The sequence below is a fragment of the Cognatishimia activa genome, assembly GCF_001458335.1.
In the GTDB taxonomy this organism is placed as follows: domain Bacteria; phylum Pseudomonadota; class Alphaproteobacteria; order Rhodobacterales; family Rhodobacteraceae; genus Cognatishimia; species Cognatishimia activa.
The window spans coordinates 47,456-64,997 of record NZ_CYTO01000019.1; the positions used below are offsets into that span (position 1 = coordinate 47,456).

Genomic DNA, 17,542 nt, shown 5'->3' on the forward strand with positions numbered 1-17,542 from the left:
GGTGGAGCTTAACTCCTATATCGCCACGCTGATCTTCGGATATGTGTTGGTGGTGGCGCGCATCGGCAGTGCCATGATGTTTTTGCCGGGCTTTGGTGAGGTGCAAATCCCAGTTCGTGCGCGACTGTCTTTCGCTTTGGTCCTTTGCCTTGCGCTTTACCCGGTGGTTCCCGTTGTCGACGCGGCGCCCGATACCCCGTCAGCGATGTTTGTGCTTCTCGCGGCTGAGGTCACCGTGGGTCTCTGGATCGGTCTCACGGCGCGGGTCATTCTCTCTGCTATGGATTTCGCTGGCTATCAGGTGGGGCAGGTGAGCGGTCTTGCCAATGCCTTTGGCCCTTCGCTTGGCTCTTTTGAAGGCGCAACCTTGGTGGCAACCATATTGCTTGTGGGCACCGTGGCGCTGATTTTTGTCACTGACACCCATCACATCATCCTGCGCGGGATGATGGAAAGCTATTCAGTCTTTCCGCCCGGGGTGATTTTTGCCGGTGATCTTGCCAAGCAGATAGTCCACGCGGGCAGCAAGAGCCTTTATATTGGCGCGTCCATCGCTGCGCCTTTCTTTGTGATGGGCGTGATCCTAAACCTCGGCATGGGTCTTGCAAACCGCATGATGCCGCAGCTCCCCGTCTTCTTCGTCGCCGCCTCCATGTTGATTGGGGTTGGCATGTTCATCCTTTCCGTTGCCGCTCCAAGCATGATCCATCATTGGCTTGAGCAATTCAGCAGCTGGTTCGGGCTCTTTAGGTTCTGATGTCAGGGGACGGAAATGGCAGAAGAAGACAAGAGTAATAAGACCCAGGAACCCACCGAGAAAAAGCTGCGCGATGCGCGCAAGAAAGGTGATGTGCCCGCCTCCCGTGAAACCGGGAATATGATGGTGGTGGTGTCGCTGATTGGTGTGGTTGCCGTTGCGCTGCAATGGCAGGGGCCAAAGCTGGTGGATGCACTTTCGTCCTTGGTGGACAATGCAGGCCGCATTCATGTGGGTGTTGAAGGTGGCGGTGTGGCCACGTTAGGCGATGTGTTCTGGGATTTTGTGAGCCGCATTACAATCGCCATCGCGCCGATCTTTGGGTTGATTATGGCCGGTGGTATCGCTGGAGTTTTGATCCAAGGCGAAACCGTTGCTGCCGTTGAGCGGATCAAACCAAAGCTCTCAAAGATCTCGCCTATCGAAGGGCTAAAACGTCAGTTTTCAATGAACACGCTGGTCGAGTTCATCAAAAGTTTGGTGAAGGTTTTTGTGGTTGGGGCCATGGCGCTTTGGGTGACCAATCAGGCGGTGCGTGAAATCTGGATGGGCACGGGGTTTTTACCCGAACACCTGCCCGGTTATATGTCGGACGCGACGCGCAAGCTGCTGATCATGGCGGCGGTGTTCTTGGTGCCCATCGCGATCATCGACATTCTGTGGAAACGCTTTGACTGGCGTAAGAAACAGATGATGTCCATGAAAGAGATCCGCGATGAGATGAAGGAATCCGAAGGCGACCCATTGATCCGCGGAAAGCGCGCGCAATTGCGGCGGCAACGGGCCCAGCAACGGATTGCGGCCTTTGTACCCCAGGCGGACGTGATCCTCACCAACCCGACCCACTATGCGGTGGCGTTGAAATACGAACAAGGCGTGGATGTGGCCCCGATCTGTGTGGCCAAGGGTGCTGACTTGATGGCCCGTCAAATCCGTTTGATCGCCCATGATCATGAAATCCCGATTATCGAAAACAAACCGCTGGCCCGGACGTTGTACGACGTCATCGACATCGACGAGCAGGTTCCGGTCGAACACTGGGAAGTGGTCGCTGAGATCATCAGCTTTGTGATGGCTCTGAAGTCCGATCCGAAACGGAAACCTCCGGTGGGATCAGAGCTGCGGCTTGATCCGAACTAAACGGTAAACTGCCCTGCCATTACTTGGCAGCAGCGACGTGTATTAACGCTTGTAATCACACCGGTTCCCGTGTCCCTTGCCCTCATGAAACTGCAAGGTCCCTTTCTGTTTATTCTGGCGACATTGATGATCGATGCGATTGGCATCGGCATCGTGTTCCCGATCATGCCCGATTTGATGGAGCGGGTCGGGGCCGGCACCACGGCGGAAGGCGCGCTTTGGGGTGGGATCATGATGTCGGCCTATGCGGTCGCCATGTTTTTGTTTGGCCCCATTATGGGAAATCTGTCTGATGCTTACGGCCGCCGCCCGATCCTGATCGCGACGCTTCTGACGCTTGCGATCGACTACGTGATTATGGCTCTGGCGCAAACCTACTGGGTGCTGTTGATCGGTCGTGTGATGGCGGGGATTGCGGGCGCCAGCCACACGACGGCGACCGCCTATATTGCCGATATTGCAGATCCGAAAGAACGTGGTGCAGCTTTTGGAATGATTGGCGCGGCCTTTGGCATTGGCTTTGTGCTGGGTCCGGCGATTGGCGGGTTGGCGTCAGGTCTACATATCACTGCGCCATTCTGGATTGCGGCGGGCCTTGCGGCCGCCAACGTCGCCTTCGGGATTTTCATTCTGCCGGAATCTCTAAAACCAGAGAACCGGCGCAAATTCACAATGTCCGGCCTTAACCCATTTAGCGCCATTCTAAAGGCCTTCCGCATCCCCGGGCTGGCGATCCCTTTGGCCTGCCTATTTGTCTTTGAGTTCGCAAATCTCGTTTATCCCACCCTTTGGGCCTTTTGGGGCCGCGAGGTGTTTGGCTGGACCGGCTTTGTGATCGGCCTCAGCCTATCGGCCTATGGCATCTTAATCGCTATTGTTCAGGCCGGGATCTTGCCGCAGCTGACAAAACGGTTTGGCGACCACAAAACGCTTTTGATCGGTGTTGCCGCGGGGGTGATTGGCATGGTTGGTTTTGGGCTGACCAACAACATATGGGTCGTCGCGATCGTTCTGCCAATCGCAGCACTCGGGGATATGTCTCCGCCTTTGATGACGGCCATCGCGGCCAATACGGTTGGCGAAGATCAGCAAGGGTTGGTTCAGGGGGTGATTGCGTCCCTCGCGTCCGTTGCGTCCATTGCCGCGCCGCTGGCGATGACGAGCGTTTTTGAATGGTACGTGAATGAATCACAAATCTATCTACCGGGCGCGCCTTATCTTTTTGCTGCCATACTCATCATCGCCATGGTGCCTTTGATATTGCGGTTACGATCCACAGATCATTCCCCTTAAGAATAAGGGGCGGCCATAGTGGCCTGCCTTATTTCCGCTGCAGTTGCCGCGATTTGAGCACAAAAGCCCCCCGAAAATGATCTTCACACGCCCGACTTCTGCCTCTTGCCACGGGCCATATGCACAGGACTAAAGTTTTGGAGGTCTTGTGCGCGTTACGTTTTATGCAGTGGCTTTGACCCTAGCCAGCCCCTCTGTCGCAGGGGATCAAACAAGCGCATCCGCAATGCGCGTTACCGATCTGCCCGGCGGGTCTGCCATCGGGCGTCTGGTATTCGGAGGCCGGTCCATGTGCACCGGTGCTTTGGTATCCGATGACTTGGTGTTGACCGCGGCACACTGTTTGTATGACCCATTTAATGGGCGCAAAATCGATACGTCGAAGATGAAATTCCAAGCGGGTATGGCCGGTGGCAAAGCCAAAGCTGTGCGCGGTGTCGTCTCGGCAAAACATCACCCGGAATACAAACATCGCAAACGCGGTAAAAATGCGCAGCTTGGCTATGATGTGGCTCTCCTGCGCCTGAACGAAGCAATCCCAAGCTCTGCTGCCAAGCCGGTTCCTGTCGGTGGCCGCCCGGCCAAGGGCGAGATGCTTGGTGTGGTGTCTTATGCTTTGGGGCATAAGAACGATCCAGCTTTCGCTTACCCGTGTCAGGTTTTGGCGCAGCAAAGCGAGACGCTCGTTATGTCTTGTGAAGTGGATTTCGGCGCTTCTGGTGCACCGGTCTTGTCCTTTGGCGATGGTCAGAAACCAGCCTTGGTTTCAGTCGTGTCTGCAAAAGCAGCCATGGGTGGACGCAAAGTCTCTGTCGGCACATCGCTAGACACCAAGACGCTGAACGCGCTGATGACAGAAAGCTGGGCGAGCCTGAAGTAAGGCGCAGCCCAATCACTTTCCGAAAATCAAGCCTCGCGAAGAGCTTCGCGGGATTTATAGAGAGGTTTGAGCAGGTATTGCAGGATCGTTTTCGATCCCGTGTGCAGCTCGATCTGAGACCGCATGCCCGGCCTGATCTCGATATTCTTTTGCCGCTCGGTTAGGTCCGCCTGATCGACACTGACCGTGACTTTATAAAAAGGTGGTAGGGACGGATCTCGCTCGTCCTCGAATGTGTCCGCAGAGACAAACTCCACTGTTCCCTTCAAGGTGCCATAGATCGTGTAGTCATATGCGGTCAGTTTAATTGTGGCCGATTGGCCGGGAGTGACGCTGGCGATGTTTTCCGGCGGAACCTTTGCCTCAACGAACAGATCTTCATCCAGCGGGATGATTTCAAAGATCTCTTCACCTGGGCGAACAACGCCGCCGATGGTTGTGACCGCGAGGTTGTTCACGATGCCCCGCATCGGAGCGGTGATCACGGTACGCTCTAGCTGGTCCGTCGCCAGACGCATTTCTTGGCGTTTGGACGTCAGCTCCTGCAGCGTTTCGGAATACTCTTCGGCACGGGTCAGCTCGGATTGCGTGACGATATCCATATATCGGATTTCCGCCTCAGAGGCTTCTGTGCGCGCCTTGTTCACTTCCAATAGCGCCACGAATTCCTGCTTATAAAGCCGCTGCATATTCGCAAGCTCTTCTTTTGCTTGCTCGAGTTGATCAAATGCCCCGTTGCTGCGGCTTGCGAAATCCGTCTGGCGCGCTTTCAGAAGCGCTGTTTCAGAGGTCACAATGCGCGGGGAACGCTTTGCCAGATCTGCGGGAACCTCAAACTCGTAATGACCTTCGATTTCCGCCTCAAGCCGCATACGTTTGATTTCTAGCGCGTCGATTTGGTCTTGGAGATCGTCAAAGGCAGACCGGAACTTGGTGTCTTGCAGCGTGGCCAAAACTTGGCCCGCTTCGACCTTGTCGCCCTGTTTCACGGAAATATCGGCGAGGATACCGCCTTCAAGGTTCTGAATGCTTTGGGAGCGAGAGGATGACACCACCTCGCCGTCCGCGCGCACGATCTCGTCGACCCAAGCCACGGCAGCCCAGATCAGAAATAGTATCACCGCAAGGGCCACCAAACGGATCGTCTTGCGAGCGCTTCCCATTTGTTCGTCAAGTTCCGCGTCCATTGCGAAAGTGGAGTCCGTCATGAGCGATTCCCTGATGCGAGATGCGCAAGCACCTGTTCGCGCGGCCCATCTACAACCAAGCGACCGGCCTGCAGGATCAGTGTCCGATTGGACAGCGCAAGGATCGGTGTACGGTGGGTTGCGATGATTGCGGTGCGGTTCTCAAGCCACGGGCCTAAGCGGCTGACCAATGTGCGTTCCAGCGTTTGGTCAAGCGCGGCAGTCGGTTCATCCAGCAATACAATCTGCGGGTTCTGCAGCCACAACCGCGCCCAACCGATGGATTGGCGTTGACCAATGGACAGACCCTCACCGCCATCGCGGATTTCCAAATCCAGCCCTTGCGGGTGGTTGCGCAAAAACGGGCCAAGCCCTGCAAAGTCAAACGCTTGCATCAAGCGATCATCATCGCGCTCTAGCTGGCTGAGGTTCAGGTTATCGCGCAAGCTTCCTGCAAACAGGCGCACGTCTTGGCCCAAATATCCAACGCCGCGGCGGATGTCGCGGGGGTCGATTTGGGACATGTCGGTGTCATCCAGCAGGATGCGGCCCTTGGTCGGGGCATAAAGCCCGGCAATCAGCTTCAGAAGCGTAGATTTGCCAGAACCGTTGGCCCCGAGAATGGTCACGCGCTGACCCGGTTTGATCACGACACCTGGCACGTCCAATGTCTGTGCGCCGCCTTCGTCATAAGAGAAGGCAAGCTCGCGCAGCTCAAACTTTCCGTTCAGAGTTTCGCGACGCAGATAGGTGCGGTCCTCGTCTTTTTCCTGAGGAGCAAGCGCGATGGCGTCAAGGCTTTCCAGCGCGCCTTTCACGTTGTTCCAGCGGGCCATGATCCCGGCGAATTGGGTGAGAGGGGCGAGCGTGCGGCTTGTCAGAATGCCGGTCGCGATGATCGTGCCGACGGTGAATTCACCGGCGAAAACCAAATAGGTGCCAACCACAACCGTGGCCACATAGGTCACCTGCTGCACCCCTTGGGACCAATAGGTCAGCATGCCAGACAGACGACGTTGCTCGGCGGAGCTATGGGACGACAGGCTGTTGAGCTCATCCCAAAGTCGCAGCACACGTTCTTCACCGCGCTGGGTTTTCACCGTGTCGAGTTCGGTGATCACCTCTTGCAGAAGCCTGCCCGATTTAGATGCGGCCCCTTGGGTCTTGCGGGTCAGAGCGATCATGCGTTTTTGCAACGCGTAGGCGGGCACAACCATCAGGATGCCGCCGATCACCAAGAGCCAGACCAGATTGCCGGCGATCGAGGCCACGAGTAGCAGGAAGATCAGGATAAACGGAATATCTGCCAACACGGAGATCGTGCTGGAGGTGAAGAAGTCTCGAACACTGGCGAAATCGCGGGTGGCTGCGAATAGACCCGAGGCGGGCAGGGGGCGTTTGTCAGAGCGCATGCCCAGCAAACGACGCATCAAAGTATGCTGAATGGACAGTTCTATCCGTCGGCCGGCGGCGTCGCTCATTCGGGCGCGCGCGAGTTTTAAAGCGCCTTCAAGCGCGACAGCCATAATCGCACCAATTGCCAGAACCCAAAGGGTCGCCTGGGATTGGTGCGGGATCACCCGGTCATAAACTTGCAGAGAAAACAAAGCTACGCCCACGGCAAGGATATTGGCGACCAACGAGCCAAGCATGATCTCTGCCATTTGCGGTTTGAAGTTGCGGAACTCACCCCAAAACCAGTGGCCTTTCGATGCCTGCGGCAGATGACGTTCAGCGATTTGTTGTAAGGTGACCTTTGCACGCAGGATAGTTCCGCTGAAGAACGGTTCAAAGTCGGCAACCGGAACTTCCGCCCGATTGTCCATGCAGCTTGTGTCAAAAATCGTCAGGGTTTGCTCTTCCTGAGACAGTACCAGCACCGACTGCCCGTTTTTCATCAGCGTGATCGCGGGCCAGCTTTGCGGTGCGATTTGCGCTTTAGAAGAAATCCTAGGCTCCACCCCTGCATGCTTTAATGCCTTAGCGAGCGCTTTGATTGACACATCGCCCGGAGAGCTGGTCCACATGTATTCAGCGATGTCGACAACCGGACATTCTTCGCCGTGGAGACCAGCCAGTGTTGAAATCAACTGAGCCCGATGCTGGATGCGTTTGGCGGTGCCGTTGATGAGGTCGCTGATGCCTGCGTCGGTCTCGCCGCCTGTCGTCGGCGCTACAACCTGTTTCGGTGGGGCAATCGGTATGTTTGAAGGTGCGGTTTTTGCCTTTGTGACCGGGTTGATCGACAGAACAATAGGGGCTTTGCTCTGGCTCATATCTGGTCTCCGCTGGCAAGAAGGCCGAGGTCGCGTGCCAGTTCCAATTGCGCGATCATGACGTCATATTTGGCGTCCAAATGTTCCATCCGGCGCCGGATGGATTTCTCATACGCATTGACCACTTCGATGACCGAGCGCTGACCCGCTTTGAACTGGGATTCAAACAGACGGAATGTCTTGTGGCCTTCGTCTGCAAGCGCTGCCGCGTCCATTTCTTGGCGCTTTAGGCTCGAAATCCGGTGTTCAAGGCGGTTGATCGAACGCTCTGATTTCTGACGCGCTTCCACAACCTGACGTTCGGCCGCTTCTTGGGTACTTTGGATGGCACGCAGTTCTGCTCCCGTCCCAAATCCAAAACCTTGATCACTGCCAGCGCGCAGACCTCCGGTCACGCCGTCGCCATTTGCGGTTGCCGTCGCTTTGATGCTTGGAAGCTTGGCGGCGCGTTCTGCTTTGGCTTGCGCCACGCTGCGCTTGCCTTCCGCACTTGCGCGGATCACGGCCAAAGTATCGACTGAAGGACGGGTAATGCTCAAGTTGCCCACAGGCACGCCCGGGAAGTCGCTTTTGGTCAGAATACGCAGTTCCGAAAGCGCGATTGCCGCGGATTCAGACGCGTTCTGCACGCCGTTTTGCAGGTCCAAAACCTTGCCGTCCACGGTGCGCAAATCGCCCTTGTTTGATACGCCACCACGAACACGGCCATCTACAACCCGCTGCAATGCCCGCATGCGACCCAAGGCCTTCTCGCCTTCTTGTGCTTTCGCTTGTCCACGCAAAGCGGAAACATAAAGCGACACAGCCGTAAAAACGCGCTCGTTCATGTCTTCAGACAAGGACACCGCTGCCACTTCCACATCCGCCGCTGCAAAAGCGCGTTCGGCTTTGCGTTTGCCGTTGTCAAACACCACTTGCTCGACCAGCAAGCTGGTGATGACTTCGCCGAGACTGGTCAGACTGATCGACGGGCCGATGGTTGGAAGCCAGTTCTTGTTGGCGGCTTCGGCACGCAGCTTCGCGCTGCGCAGTTCCGCTTCGGCGGCACTCGCACCGGTTGCCAATGCGGCTTGAGCAATTTGACCATATGTACTGTCAGCATGGAGCACAGAGTGACGGTTTTGAAGTTCCGTGATGATCTCGGAGTCGGCATTGGCTAACGCTTTGTCATCCGATTGGTCACGACGTGCGAAAAGACCTTTCCTCTCTTCACCCGCCGCGCGCTCAGAGCGATCTGAACCCGGCAGCTTCGCCATGAGCTCTTTGGCGGTCGGCAAGTCCGAGACACACCCCGTCAGCGCGAGGCTGGCAATCAAGGGGAGGATCAATCGGGCGTGGGCCAAAGGGTTTTCTTTCCGGGAAGAGAAGCGACGGCGCTCTTGCAAGTGCGCCGTCTTTTTCTTGGTTAGATGACCATGTTGATGTCTTGGTCAACGATCAGGGTGACGCCGTCATCACCGACGGTGTAGACGTCGTAATCTTCACCTTCGATATTCACGGTATCGCCCGTCGCCTGCGCACCATTGACTGTCAGCGTATCATCACTGCCGCCATGAACGGTGAGCGTGTCAGACGTATCGGACAGATCGCGAATCTGAGACTCTGTCAGCGTCAGGTTCACGTCTGCCGCGTAATCCAGCTCGATGCCTTCAATCTGGAAATTGCCCAAGGATGCGTGATCTAGCGTGCCTGCGTTGGTCGCGTTGTCGTCCAGGATCAGAAGCGTGTCAGATTGGTTGCCTGCTGCATCTTCGCCCGCAATTACTAGGTTCGTACCTTCAGATGCCGCTGGATTCAGAGCAAAGAGGCTCTCATCTGGTGTGAGGTTCACCTCTGTCGCGTTGAATGCGCTGGACGTTCCGTTTGAATTCAAACCATGGATCGAGATATCTTGATCGCTGCTTTCAACCGAAACGGCTGTCACATCATCATCAGAGAAGGTCACAGAGCTGATCAATGGATTATTGACCTCTGTATCCACGCTGAACTGGCTGCTGGCCGTTGCCGTGTTGCCCGCCAAGTCTGTCGCCGTGACGTTCGCGGTGGTGGTGTATGTCCCTTCAGGCAAGCTGCCGTTTTCGTAGGTGACAGACCATGTGCCGCTTTCAGTGACCGTGGTCGAACGAACGACGCCACCAATCTCCACGCTGATGGTCGAGCCCGGTTCGCCTGTTCCGTCCAGCGTGACGCCACTCTGCATTTCAGCGGCGTTGATGGTCGCATCTCCGACCGCAGGTTGCACAGAAACTGTCGCTTGAGTGGCAGTATCCACTTGGACTTCTTGGCTAGAGGTCGCAGTGTTGCCTGCAGCATCCGTGACAGTCGCCGTCAGCGTGCCTGTATATTCTCCTTGAGGAATTTCAGATGACGCGAAATTGGCTGTCCAATTGCCGCTTCCATCCGCGGTCACTGTCTTTGTAACCCCCTGGAAAGAAACCTGCACTTGCTCACCCGCGTCTGCGATGCCTGTAAAGGCAAGACCGCCTGCCACTTCCGCCGCATTGGCGATATTGTCACCGCCTGCCTGATCATCATCGACCCCAACAGACACGTCTGTGTCTACTCGAATCGTGTCAGAAACGGTTGTGCTGTTGCCCGCTGTGTCGGTCGCGGTCACGCTCACCACAGCATCATATTCGCCAGATGGGATTTCCGACGATGTATATGTTGCCGACCAAGAGCCATCCGCACTTGCGGTCACGGTTTTGGTTACGCCATGCAAGGTCACTTGCACAGATGCACCCGCATCCGCGGTGCCTGTCAGGGTAAAGCCTGCGGCAACTTCTGCCGCATTGGCAGTGTCATCGCCGCCCACTTGGCCGTCGTCGATTGACGCGTCAATTTCAGTATCCACATGCACGGTACCGGTGGTTGTGCTTGTGTTGCCCACGGGGTCCGTCGCTGTGACGGTGATCTGTGAGTCATATGTTCCCGACTGAATTTCACCCGCGGCAAAGCTTGCCGACCAGTTGCCATCGCTATCCGCTGTTACCGTGCGGTTGATGCCTTGGAAATTCACCACAACGCTCGAGCCCGCTTCCGCGGTGCCTGTCAGCGTAATGCCATCGGCCACTTCAGCAGCGTTGGCCACGTTATCATCTTCGATTGGTGCGCCCAAGGTAACGGAACCCTCGGTATCCACATGCAAAGTGTAGCTTTCGCTGTGGCTGTTGCCCGCCGCATCCGTCGCCGTCAAAGTGACGGTTTCGTCATAGGTTCCGGTCTGGATGGAAGTTGCCGAGAGATCCAAAGACCAAGTCCCGTTGTCACCAACAGTGGTTGTATAGCTTTCGCCTTGGATCTGGATCGTCAAAGACGCACCCGCTTCGCCAGTGCCAGTCAAAGTCACGCCATCAGTCAATTCTGATGCGCTAATGGTGTTGTCACCTTCTACGGTTCCCATGGCGATCTCAGGCGCAACCGTGTCGACAGACAACGTGTCTGTGGTGGTAACACTGTTGCCACGTTCATCGGTGGAGGTCACGGTGACTTCGGTTTCGTACTCACCCGTCGCGATCTCGCCTGTGGCGAAGGAAACGGACCAAGAGCCATCGCCGCCAACGGTTGTGGTGTGCGTTGTGCCATTGATGGTCACATCAATGGTCGCGCCCGCTTCGCCGGTGCCGGTAATCACGTGGCCGTCAGCGTGTTCTTCGGCGTTGACGACCTCGCCCACGGATAGGGTGCCTTCGGTCACAACCGCATCTGGCGCAGTTGTGTCGATGTCTACATCTGGGCCTGCCAAATCGTACTCGGTTCCGTCGGGCGCCACCACCTTCACGGTAGAGGCGTAAACGCCATCGGCCGGAAGCGTGGTTGGGTCAAACGCAACAGACCATGTGCCATCGTCACCTACAGTGGTCTCAATGGTTTCGTCGCCCACGGTTACGGTAACGGTCGAGCCTGCCTCGCCTGTGCCAGACACTTCGGTGCCATCAGGGCCAGTGCCGCCGATAATGCGATCCACATCTGGATTGTCTACGGTTGGGACAATGGGTCCGTCCCCATTTCCACCGCCGCCGCCACCGCCGCCGCCACCGACGACCGCAATGCCACCAATCGCTGCTGCGCCAGCTGCACCTAGGCCGCCCAGGGCAGGGGCAACAAGTGGCGCGACCACCGGCTCAACCCGTTCCAGATCAAGGAAGGTAAGCTCGTCGTATTGTGACCATTTGCCCGAGATGTCAGCCACCTCGTAGGTCGCTGGGAATTGGTTGCCGATCGGGGTGCCAAGATCCACTTGATGGAACTCGCCCTCTTTGCTGAGATACAATTCTTTGTCCTCAGCACCGCCATTGAAATACCCTTGCAGATTGATCACTTCGCCGCTGGCGAGTTCGATCAACAGATCATTTCCGTTTTGGATATATCCCACGACTTCAGAGGGAGAGAGGTTAAGCGAAATGTGCTTAACATTGCCTGCAAATATCACGTTATTGCTTAGCGACGAGGTTTCCCCACGCGCCACCACCCCGTCCGCGCCACGGACGGCATAACTTAGAACACTCATTAGATTTCACCGCTCAGATGATGGGTTTTTTTAACCCGTTATTAACTGGCATTTTTATACCGCTTCCAAGACATTAATCCAGAGGCAATCTGTGGTCAGGGGGAGATTTGGGTATAGATTCCCGCATAATAGCCGGGATTATGTCATGATTTGGGCGGGAATTTGTGGCGATTGTGGCAGATTTATCACCGCCTTCGCAGGGCGATGTTGGCAAAAAACTGCATATTGCGGCGAACGAAGAGTCATCCAACTACATCTTGGGTTGTTCTTGCGATCTCCGTGCATCTTTAGGGTCGATCAATTCTTGGTAGATTAATGCCTGGAGTGAAGCGCGATAGCGCGAGTTAAGTCTCAGAAAGACAACTAGGATCGCCGTTTCCATACCTGTTTGGCGACGTCGACCACACCCTGATTTAAGCCGCGTTCTGCGTTGATGACCTCTTGTGCTGGGACCCACTCCACCGCCGCGGCATCATCGCCCGCGACCGCTTCGCCTGAACGGTATTCGCAATGCACAACCGCAAGCAAATAGTGGTAGGCCACCGCGCCTTCTTCGTCGTGACCAATGATATCAACCGCCGTCAATACGTCGATCGGGTCGGCCGTAACCCGGGTCTCCTCAAAAAGCTCTCGTGCAGCGGCCTCTTTTGCGGACTCGCCCATTTCCACATGGCCGCCAGGAAACCCCCACAACCCGCGCCCCGGGTCTTTGCCGCGTTGCACAAGTAAGAATTTATCGTCGCGCAGGATAACCGCGATGGCAGCGACTTTCGGATGGGTTTGAGCCATAAGACACCTTGGAAAAGTTATCGCGCACACCCTGCGTGGCGGCTTTGCGAATGGCAAGCGTCAAACCAAGATGTCACTCCACGATTTCGCCTTTCAAAAAGGCTTGGGCTTGCGGCGTTGTCGGGGACTCAAAGAAGGCCTGCGCATCCGCATGCTCAAGCAACTTGGCTTTGTTCAGAAAGACGACGTCATCTGCCAACCGTCGCGCCTGACCCATATCATGGGTTGCCATAATGATGCGGGTCCCGTCTGCATTGGCCACCAGTAATAGTTCCTCAATTTCCCGCGTTGCGCGCCCGTCAAGATTCGCGCAAGGTTCATCAAGAAACAGCAATTCCGGCTCGCCAATCAAAGCCCGCGCAAGGGCCATTTTCTGGCGCTCCCCGCCGGATAGCTCTGCAGCATGTTGGTGGGCAGCTGGACCAAGCTTTACTCTTTCCAACCATTGCCGCGCTTTTTCGCGCGCCTCAGCGCTCGACACACCGCGCAGGGTGAGAGGGTAGGCCACATTGTCAATTACCGGTCGGCGCATCAAAATGGGGGTCTGAAAGACAAACGCCTGCCGCTTTTGCGTCACGGATTTTGGTTGAGACCATTGAATGTGCCCGCCATTCAAACGCTCCATCCCATGCAGCGCTTTCAGCAGCGTTGATTTACCCGCGCCATTCGGGCCCATCACAATCGTGATGCCTTGGGGTGCAAGAGACAGTGAGATCCCGTCCAGCAGCGCCTGACCGCGCTTGCGCACGGTGACATCGGCAATCTCGACGGGAAAAATTGACCCTACCATCGACCGTGCACCTCCGTTCCAGAGATCCGGTGAATCAGCAAGTTGATGGCAACCGCCAAGAAGATCAGGACAAACCCCAGCCCAAGGGCGAGGGCAAAGTCTCCTTTGCCGGTTTCCAGCGCAATCGCGGTGGTCAGGACGCGGGTCACATGGTCAATATTGCCGCCTACGATCATAATCGCGCCAACCTCACCGATCCCCCGGCCAAACCCCGCCAGCGAAGCGGTAAGCAGCGCACGGCGACCATCCCAAAGAAGCGTTCGCATGCGCTGACCACGAGTGGCGTTCAAAGAAATCAGAAGGTCGTGGTACTCTGCCCAAAGCTCTCGAATTGCTTGATGGGCGATTGAGGCGACGAGAGGCGTGATGATCACGACTTGCGCGATGATCATGGCCGTGGGCGTGAAGAGCAAGCCAAATACGCCAAAAGGGCCAGAGCGCGACAGCATGAGATACACGATCAAACCGACAACGACTGGCGGTAGCCCCATCAAGGCATTGAGCAAGGCCACCACGAGGCGACGTCGACGAAAGCGACGCAGAGCAAGATAGCTTCCGAGAGGCAGGCCAATGACGGAGGAAAAAATCACTGCGGTGATCGTCACATAAAGCGAGCGCAACGCGATCTCGTAGAGATCCGCATCAAAGGTCACAATCAACCAAATGGCCGCTTTCAGGCCCTCAAAGATCTCTGTCATGGCGCTACTTAGCTAGATCGACTTGAACATTAGAAGGCAACGCAACGCAAAAGCGATTGGAAAACGACTTCTGACGACGTTTTTCACCGGCGGCCTCTGGATTTTCATGTTCATTCGCGCTATTTCGCAAATGAAACGAAAGCATATGAGCATTCCAATGGCCCTGAATGACCGCCAAGAACAGATTCTAGAGCTGCTGCGCGCTGAGGATCGCGTGGATGTAGACGATCTGTCCAACAGATTTTCCGTCACAACACAGACCGTGCGCCGCGACCTGACCGAATTGTGCGAGCGCGGCCTTGCGACCCGAACCCATGGCGGGGCGCGCAAGCTCGTATCGGCGTCGTCCTTTGGCTATGAAGAGCGCCGCTTGCGCAATTCCGGCGCCAAAGAGGCGCTTGCGGCAATTGCCGCAGAGCTTATTCCCGACGGCGCTTCAGTTATTCTGAATATTGGCACGACAACCGAGCAGGTTGCTGCAGCTCTTGCCACACACGAAGACCTGACCGTTATCACAAACAACATAAACGTCATTCATATCCTGCGCGGTGCGCGGTTGAACTCTCTGGTGATTGCTGGGGGATCTGTGCGTCAGTCGGATGGGGCCGTCGTGGGCGCAGAGGCTGTAGAGTTCATACAGCGGTTCAAAGCAGATTACGCAGTGATTGGCACATCCTCACTGGATGACGATGGCGCGATTTTGGATTTTGACGAACGCGAAGTGGCCGTGGCCCGCGCAATCTTGCAAAATGCGCGCACGAAAATCCTTGTGGCGGATGCCTCAAAGTTTGAGCGCAACGCCCCTGTCCGGATCTGCGACGTTGCAGATTTAGACTATGTGATCACCGACAAACGCCCACCCGAAAGCTTTGCCAAAGCGGCAGAAGCCGGGGGCACGAAACTCATTTCATTGGAAGACTGATATGTCCGAAACACAGAAAACCTACGATCTGTTTGTGATCGGCGGCGGTATCAACGGTTGTGGCATCGCGCGAGACGCAGCAGGGCGGGGGCTCTCGGTCGCATTGGCGGAAATGAACGATTTGGCCTGGGCGACATCATCCGCGTCCACCAAACTTTTCCATGGCGGATTGCGGTATCTAGAGTTCTTTGAAGTGCGTCTCGTGCGCGAGGCTTTGACCGAACGTGAGACCCTACTGAAGGCCATGCCGCATATCAGCTGGCCCATGCGTTTTGTGCTGCCTTACCACAAAGACATGCGGTTTGATTCAGAGACGCCAACGTCCAAGTTGCTGACTTTGTTTATGCCTTGGATGAAAGGACGCCGCCCGTCTTGGCTGATCCGATTTGGGTTGTTTCTGTATGACAACTTGGGTGGCCGAAAAATTTTGCCGGGGACAACAACTCTCGACCTGACCCGCTCACCGGAAGGTGGCCCTTTGGAAGACCGTTTTGCCAAGGCATATGAATATTCTGATTGCTGGGTTCAGGACAGCCGGCTTGTGGTACTGAACGCGCGCGATGCCCAAGCGCGGGGCGCGAAAATCATGACCCGTACCAAAGTGACAACGGCGCGGCGGGATGGCGACCTTTGGGTCATCAATACTCAGGATATGAACACCGGTGACACGCAGGAATTCAAAGCCAAGATGATCGTGAACGCCGGTGGGCCTTGGGTCATGGACGTGATCCAAGGGGTTGCGGGCATCAACAGCCAAGAGAGCGTGCGTTTGGTGCGTGGCAGTCACATCGTGACCAAACGGCTTTATGACCACGACAAATGCTATTTCTTCCAAGGCGAAGACGGGCGCATCATTTTCTCTATTCCGTATGAGCAGGATTTCACCTTGATCGGCACGACAGATGCGGATCACAGCAGCTTTGACGAAAAACCGGAATGTAGCGACGACGAACGTGACTACTTGCTCGCCTTCGCCAATAACTACTTCAAACGCGATCTAAGCACTGACGATGTGGTGTGGACCTATTCAGGCGTGCGCCCGCTATATAATGACGGCGCCAGCAGCGCGACGGCCGCGACCCGGGACTATGTGTTACGCGTCAATAATGACGGCGGCGCACCGATCCTGAACGTGTTTGGCGGCAAGATCACCACCTATCGTCGATTGGCGGAAAGCGCGCTTGAAAAAATCGCTGATTACTTCCCGAACTTGCCAGGCAAGTGGACGGCAGGGGAGACGTTGGCGGGCGGCGACTTTGAAGTGAGTGGAACCAGTGCTCTTCTTGATAAGATCAACGCCAATTACAGCTTTCTGACAAATCAACAGGCGGAACGACTGCTTCGCACTTACGGGACCGAGGTGTTTGAGATCTATGGGGCTGCTAAAAGCTTTGAAGATCTCGGAGAGCATTTTGGCGCAGGCATCACCGAAGCTGAGTTGAACTGGGCACGTGACAAAGAATGGGTGCAAACGGCTGAGGACTTCATTTGGCGACGCACCAAGCTTGGATTGCGCTTGTCTAAAGAAGAGCAAAACCGGATTGAAGAATTTCTGCAAAAACGCTGACAGTCGCTGGTGAATGATCGCAGCGGGCACTGAAATGACGCCAAGAGAGGTCAATCCAAACCCATAGGGCGAATCGTTTTTGTGATTCGACTGCTCAAAAAAGGTGCGATTCTTCGGGCAATTGTCGTTTTTGAAACCAAGTTTCAAATCCCTTGCGGTCGATGACGCTAGGGCAAGTGCTTGAATTGTAACGTGTTTGTGAAAATGGAGGAGGCCGCGCATAAAAGCGCGGCCCACCATATCCAGCGTCATCCTCCAAATCCCTGATGCGCTGGAAATCCATCTGATTTCAGTTAGCAGACAGAGTTGCCGCAGAACCCCCACTTGTCAAACACGCAATTTGAGACTTCGTCGGATTTTTCATTTACACAAGGTACGACAAAGGCTTTGCGCCCCCCTGTTGATCGCGGTATTGCTCATGCCCTATAGGAATGCGCGAAGATACGGGTCAATCCGGCCCGACAGATGGCAAGGCATATGACATCCAAAACCCCTCAAACCGCAAATGACGTGGCCCGCAAGGTTCTAAAAAAAGAAGCTGAAGCGGTCGCGCAAATGGCTGACGAACTGCCAGAAGATTTTGAACGCGCTGTTGAGTGTGTGATGGGCATCAATGGCCGCGTGGTCGTGTCGGGCGTCGGCAAGTCGGGCCATATTGGTCGCAAGATCGCGGCCACTTTGGCCAGCACCGGGACACCGAGTTACTTTGTTCACGGAGCAGAAGCCAGCCATG

General features: G+C 55.8%; 14 protein-coding genes. 7 read left to right on the forward strand and 7 right to left on the reverse strand.

What is annotated here, in order from left to right; genetic code table 11:
- The first annotated feature begins 1 nt into the window (after position 1).
- The 4 genes from TA5113_RS09435 (at position 2) to TA5113_RS09450 (ending at position 4,070) form a co-directional block, all read left to right on the forward strand.
- Entirely contained in the window at positions 2 to 757 is a 756-nt protein-coding gene (locus TA5113_RS09435) for a flagellar biosynthetic protein FliR (RefSeq protein ID WP_058316698.1), read from the forward strand.
- Positions 758 to 772: 15 nt separating this feature from the next.
- Entirely contained in the window at positions 773 to 1,897 is a 1,125-nt protein-coding gene (locus tag TA5113_RS09440) for an EscU/YscU/HrcU family type III secretion system export apparatus switch protein (protein ID WP_058314823.1), read from the forward strand.
- An 84-nt stretch (positions 1,898 to 1,981) separates the two neighbouring features.
- Complete coding sequence (locus TA5113_RS09445) at positions 1,982 to 3,190, forward strand: MFS transporter (RefSeq protein WP_082625857.1); 1,209 nt, start codon at positions 1,982 to 1,984, stop codon at positions 3,188 to 3,190.
- 148 nt (positions 3,191 to 3,338) lie between these two features.
- Positions 3,339 to 4,070: a trypsin-like serine peptidase gene (locus TA5113_RS09450; protein ID WP_245627148.1), complete on the forward strand. Its 732-nt coding sequence runs from the start codon at positions 3,339 to 3,341 to the stop codon at positions 4,068 to 4,070.
- Between the two features lie 26 nt (positions 4,071 to 4,096).
- Here TA5113_RS09450 and TA5113_RS09455 read toward each other — a convergent pair whose 3' ends face one another.
- The 7 genes from TA5113_RS09455 to TA5113_RS09485 form a co-directional block, all read right to left on the reverse strand.
- Positions 4,097 to 5,257 (reverse strand): HlyD family type I secretion periplasmic adaptor subunit, encoded by a 1,161-nt coding sequence (locus TA5113_RS09455; RefSeq protein ID WP_370736442.1) that lies wholly within the window; start codon positions 5,255 to 5,257, stop codon positions 4,097 to 4,099.
- A gap of 17 nt (positions 5,258 to 5,274) precedes the next feature.
- Positions 5,275 to 7,533 (reverse strand): type I secretion system permease/ATPase, encoded by a 2,259-nt coding sequence (locus tag TA5113_RS09460; protein ID WP_058314821.1) that lies wholly within the window; start codon positions 7,531 to 7,533, stop codon positions 5,275 to 5,277.
- Positions 7,530 to 8,876 (reverse strand): TolC family protein, encoded by a 1,347-nt coding sequence (locus TA5113_RS09465; protein WP_245627147.1) that lies wholly within the window; start codon positions 8,874 to 8,876, stop codon positions 7,530 to 7,532. The genes TA5113_RS09460 and TA5113_RS09465 overlap by 4 nt, the downstream gene beginning before the upstream one ends.
- A 62-nt stretch (positions 8,877 to 8,938) precedes the next feature.
- The gene (locus TA5113_RS09470) at positions 8,939 to 12,043 is read right to left on the reverse strand and encodes an Ig-like domain-containing protein (protein ID WP_058314819.1); all 3,105 of its coding nucleotides are present in this window, start codon (positions 12,041 to 12,043) and stop codon (positions 8,939 to 8,941) included.
- A 363-nt stretch (positions 12,044 to 12,406) separates the two neighbouring features.
- On the reverse strand, positions 12,407 to 12,832 hold the full coding sequence (locus TA5113_RS09475) for an NUDIX hydrolase (RefSeq protein ID WP_058314818.1): 426 nt from the start codon (positions 12,830 to 12,832) through the stop codon (positions 12,407 to 12,409).
- A 73-nt stretch (positions 12,833 to 12,905) separates the two neighbouring features.
- A complete protein-coding gene (locus TA5113_RS09480; RefSeq protein WP_058314817.1) occupies positions 12,906 to 13,622 on the reverse strand; it encodes an ATP-binding cassette domain-containing protein in 717 nt (238 codons plus the stop codon).
- Positions 13,616 to 14,320, reverse strand: a complete 705-nt coding sequence (locus TA5113_RS09485) for an ABC transporter permease (protein ID WP_058314816.1) — start codon at positions 14,318 to 14,320, stop codon at positions 13,616 to 13,618. Before TA5113_RS09485 ends, TA5113_RS09480 begins: the two co-directional genes overlap by 7 nt.
- A gap of 157 nt (positions 14,321 to 14,477) precedes the next feature.
- On the opposite strand from TA5113_RS09485, the gene TA5113_RS09490 reads away from it, so the two are divergent.
- From TA5113_RS09490 to TA5113_RS17215, 3 genes are all read left to right on the forward strand, one after another.
- Positions 14,478 to 15,242, forward strand: a complete 765-nt coding sequence (locus TA5113_RS09490) for a DeoR/GlpR family DNA-binding transcription regulator (protein ID WP_058314905.1) — start codon at positions 14,478 to 14,480, stop codon at positions 15,240 to 15,242.
- 1 nt (position 15,243) lies between these two features.
- Positions 15,244 to 16,809, forward strand: a complete 1,566-nt coding sequence (gene glpD, locus TA5113_RS09495; RefSeq protein WP_058314815.1) for a glycerol-3-phosphate dehydrogenase — start codon at positions 15,244 to 15,246, stop codon at positions 16,807 to 16,809.
- Between the two features lie 477 nt (positions 16,810 to 17,286).
- Positions 17,287 to 17,542, forward strand: a 256-nt coding sequence (locus tag TA5113_RS17215; RefSeq protein ID WP_306338253.1) for an SIS domain-containing protein, incomplete at its 3' end; no start/stop codon positions are given.

What these genes read in the sequence shown, in the direction of transcription:
- TA5113_RS09440 (WP_058314823.1), top strand. Translation starts at nt 773, where the DNA reads ATGGCAGAAGAAGACAAGAGTAATAAGACCCAGGAACCCACCGAGAAA.
- TA5113_RS09445 (WP_082625857.1), top strand. Translation starts at nt 1,982, where the DNA reads ATGAAACTGCAAGGTCCCTTTCTGTTTATTCTGGCGACATTGATGATC.
- TA5113_RS09455 (WP_370736442.1), bottom strand. Translation starts at nt 5,257, where the DNA reads ATGGACGCGGAACTTGACGAACAAATGGGAAGCGCTCGCAAGACGATC.
- TA5113_RS09460 (WP_058314821.1), bottom strand. Translation starts at nt 7,533, where the DNA reads ATGAGCCAGAGCAAAGCCCCTATTGTTCTGTCGATCAACCCGGTCACA.
- TA5113_RS09470 (WP_058314819.1), bottom strand. Translation starts at nt 12,043, where the DNA reads ATGAGTGTTCTAAGTTATGCCGTCCGTGGCGCGGACGGGGTGGTGGCG.
- TA5113_RS09475 (WP_058314818.1), bottom strand. Translation starts at nt 12,832, where the DNA reads ATGGCTCAAACCCATCCGAAAGTCGCTGCCATCGCGGTTATCCTGCGC.
- TA5113_RS09480 (WP_058314817.1), bottom strand. Translation starts at nt 13,622, where the DNA reads ATGGTAGGGTCAATTTTTCCCGTCGAGATTGCCGATGTCACCGTGCGC.
- TA5113_RS09485 (WP_058314816.1), bottom strand. Translation starts at nt 14,320, where the DNA reads ATGACAGAGATCTTTGAGGGCCTGAAAGCGGCCATTTGGTTGATTGTG.
- TA5113_RS09490 (WP_058314905.1), top strand. Translation starts at nt 14,478, where the DNA reads ATGGCCCTGAATGACCGCCAAGAACAGATTCTAGAGCTGCTGCGCGCT.
- glpD (WP_058314815.1), top strand. Translation starts at nt 15,244, where the DNA reads ATGTCCGAAACACAGAAAACCTACGATCTGTTTGTGATCGGCGGCGGT.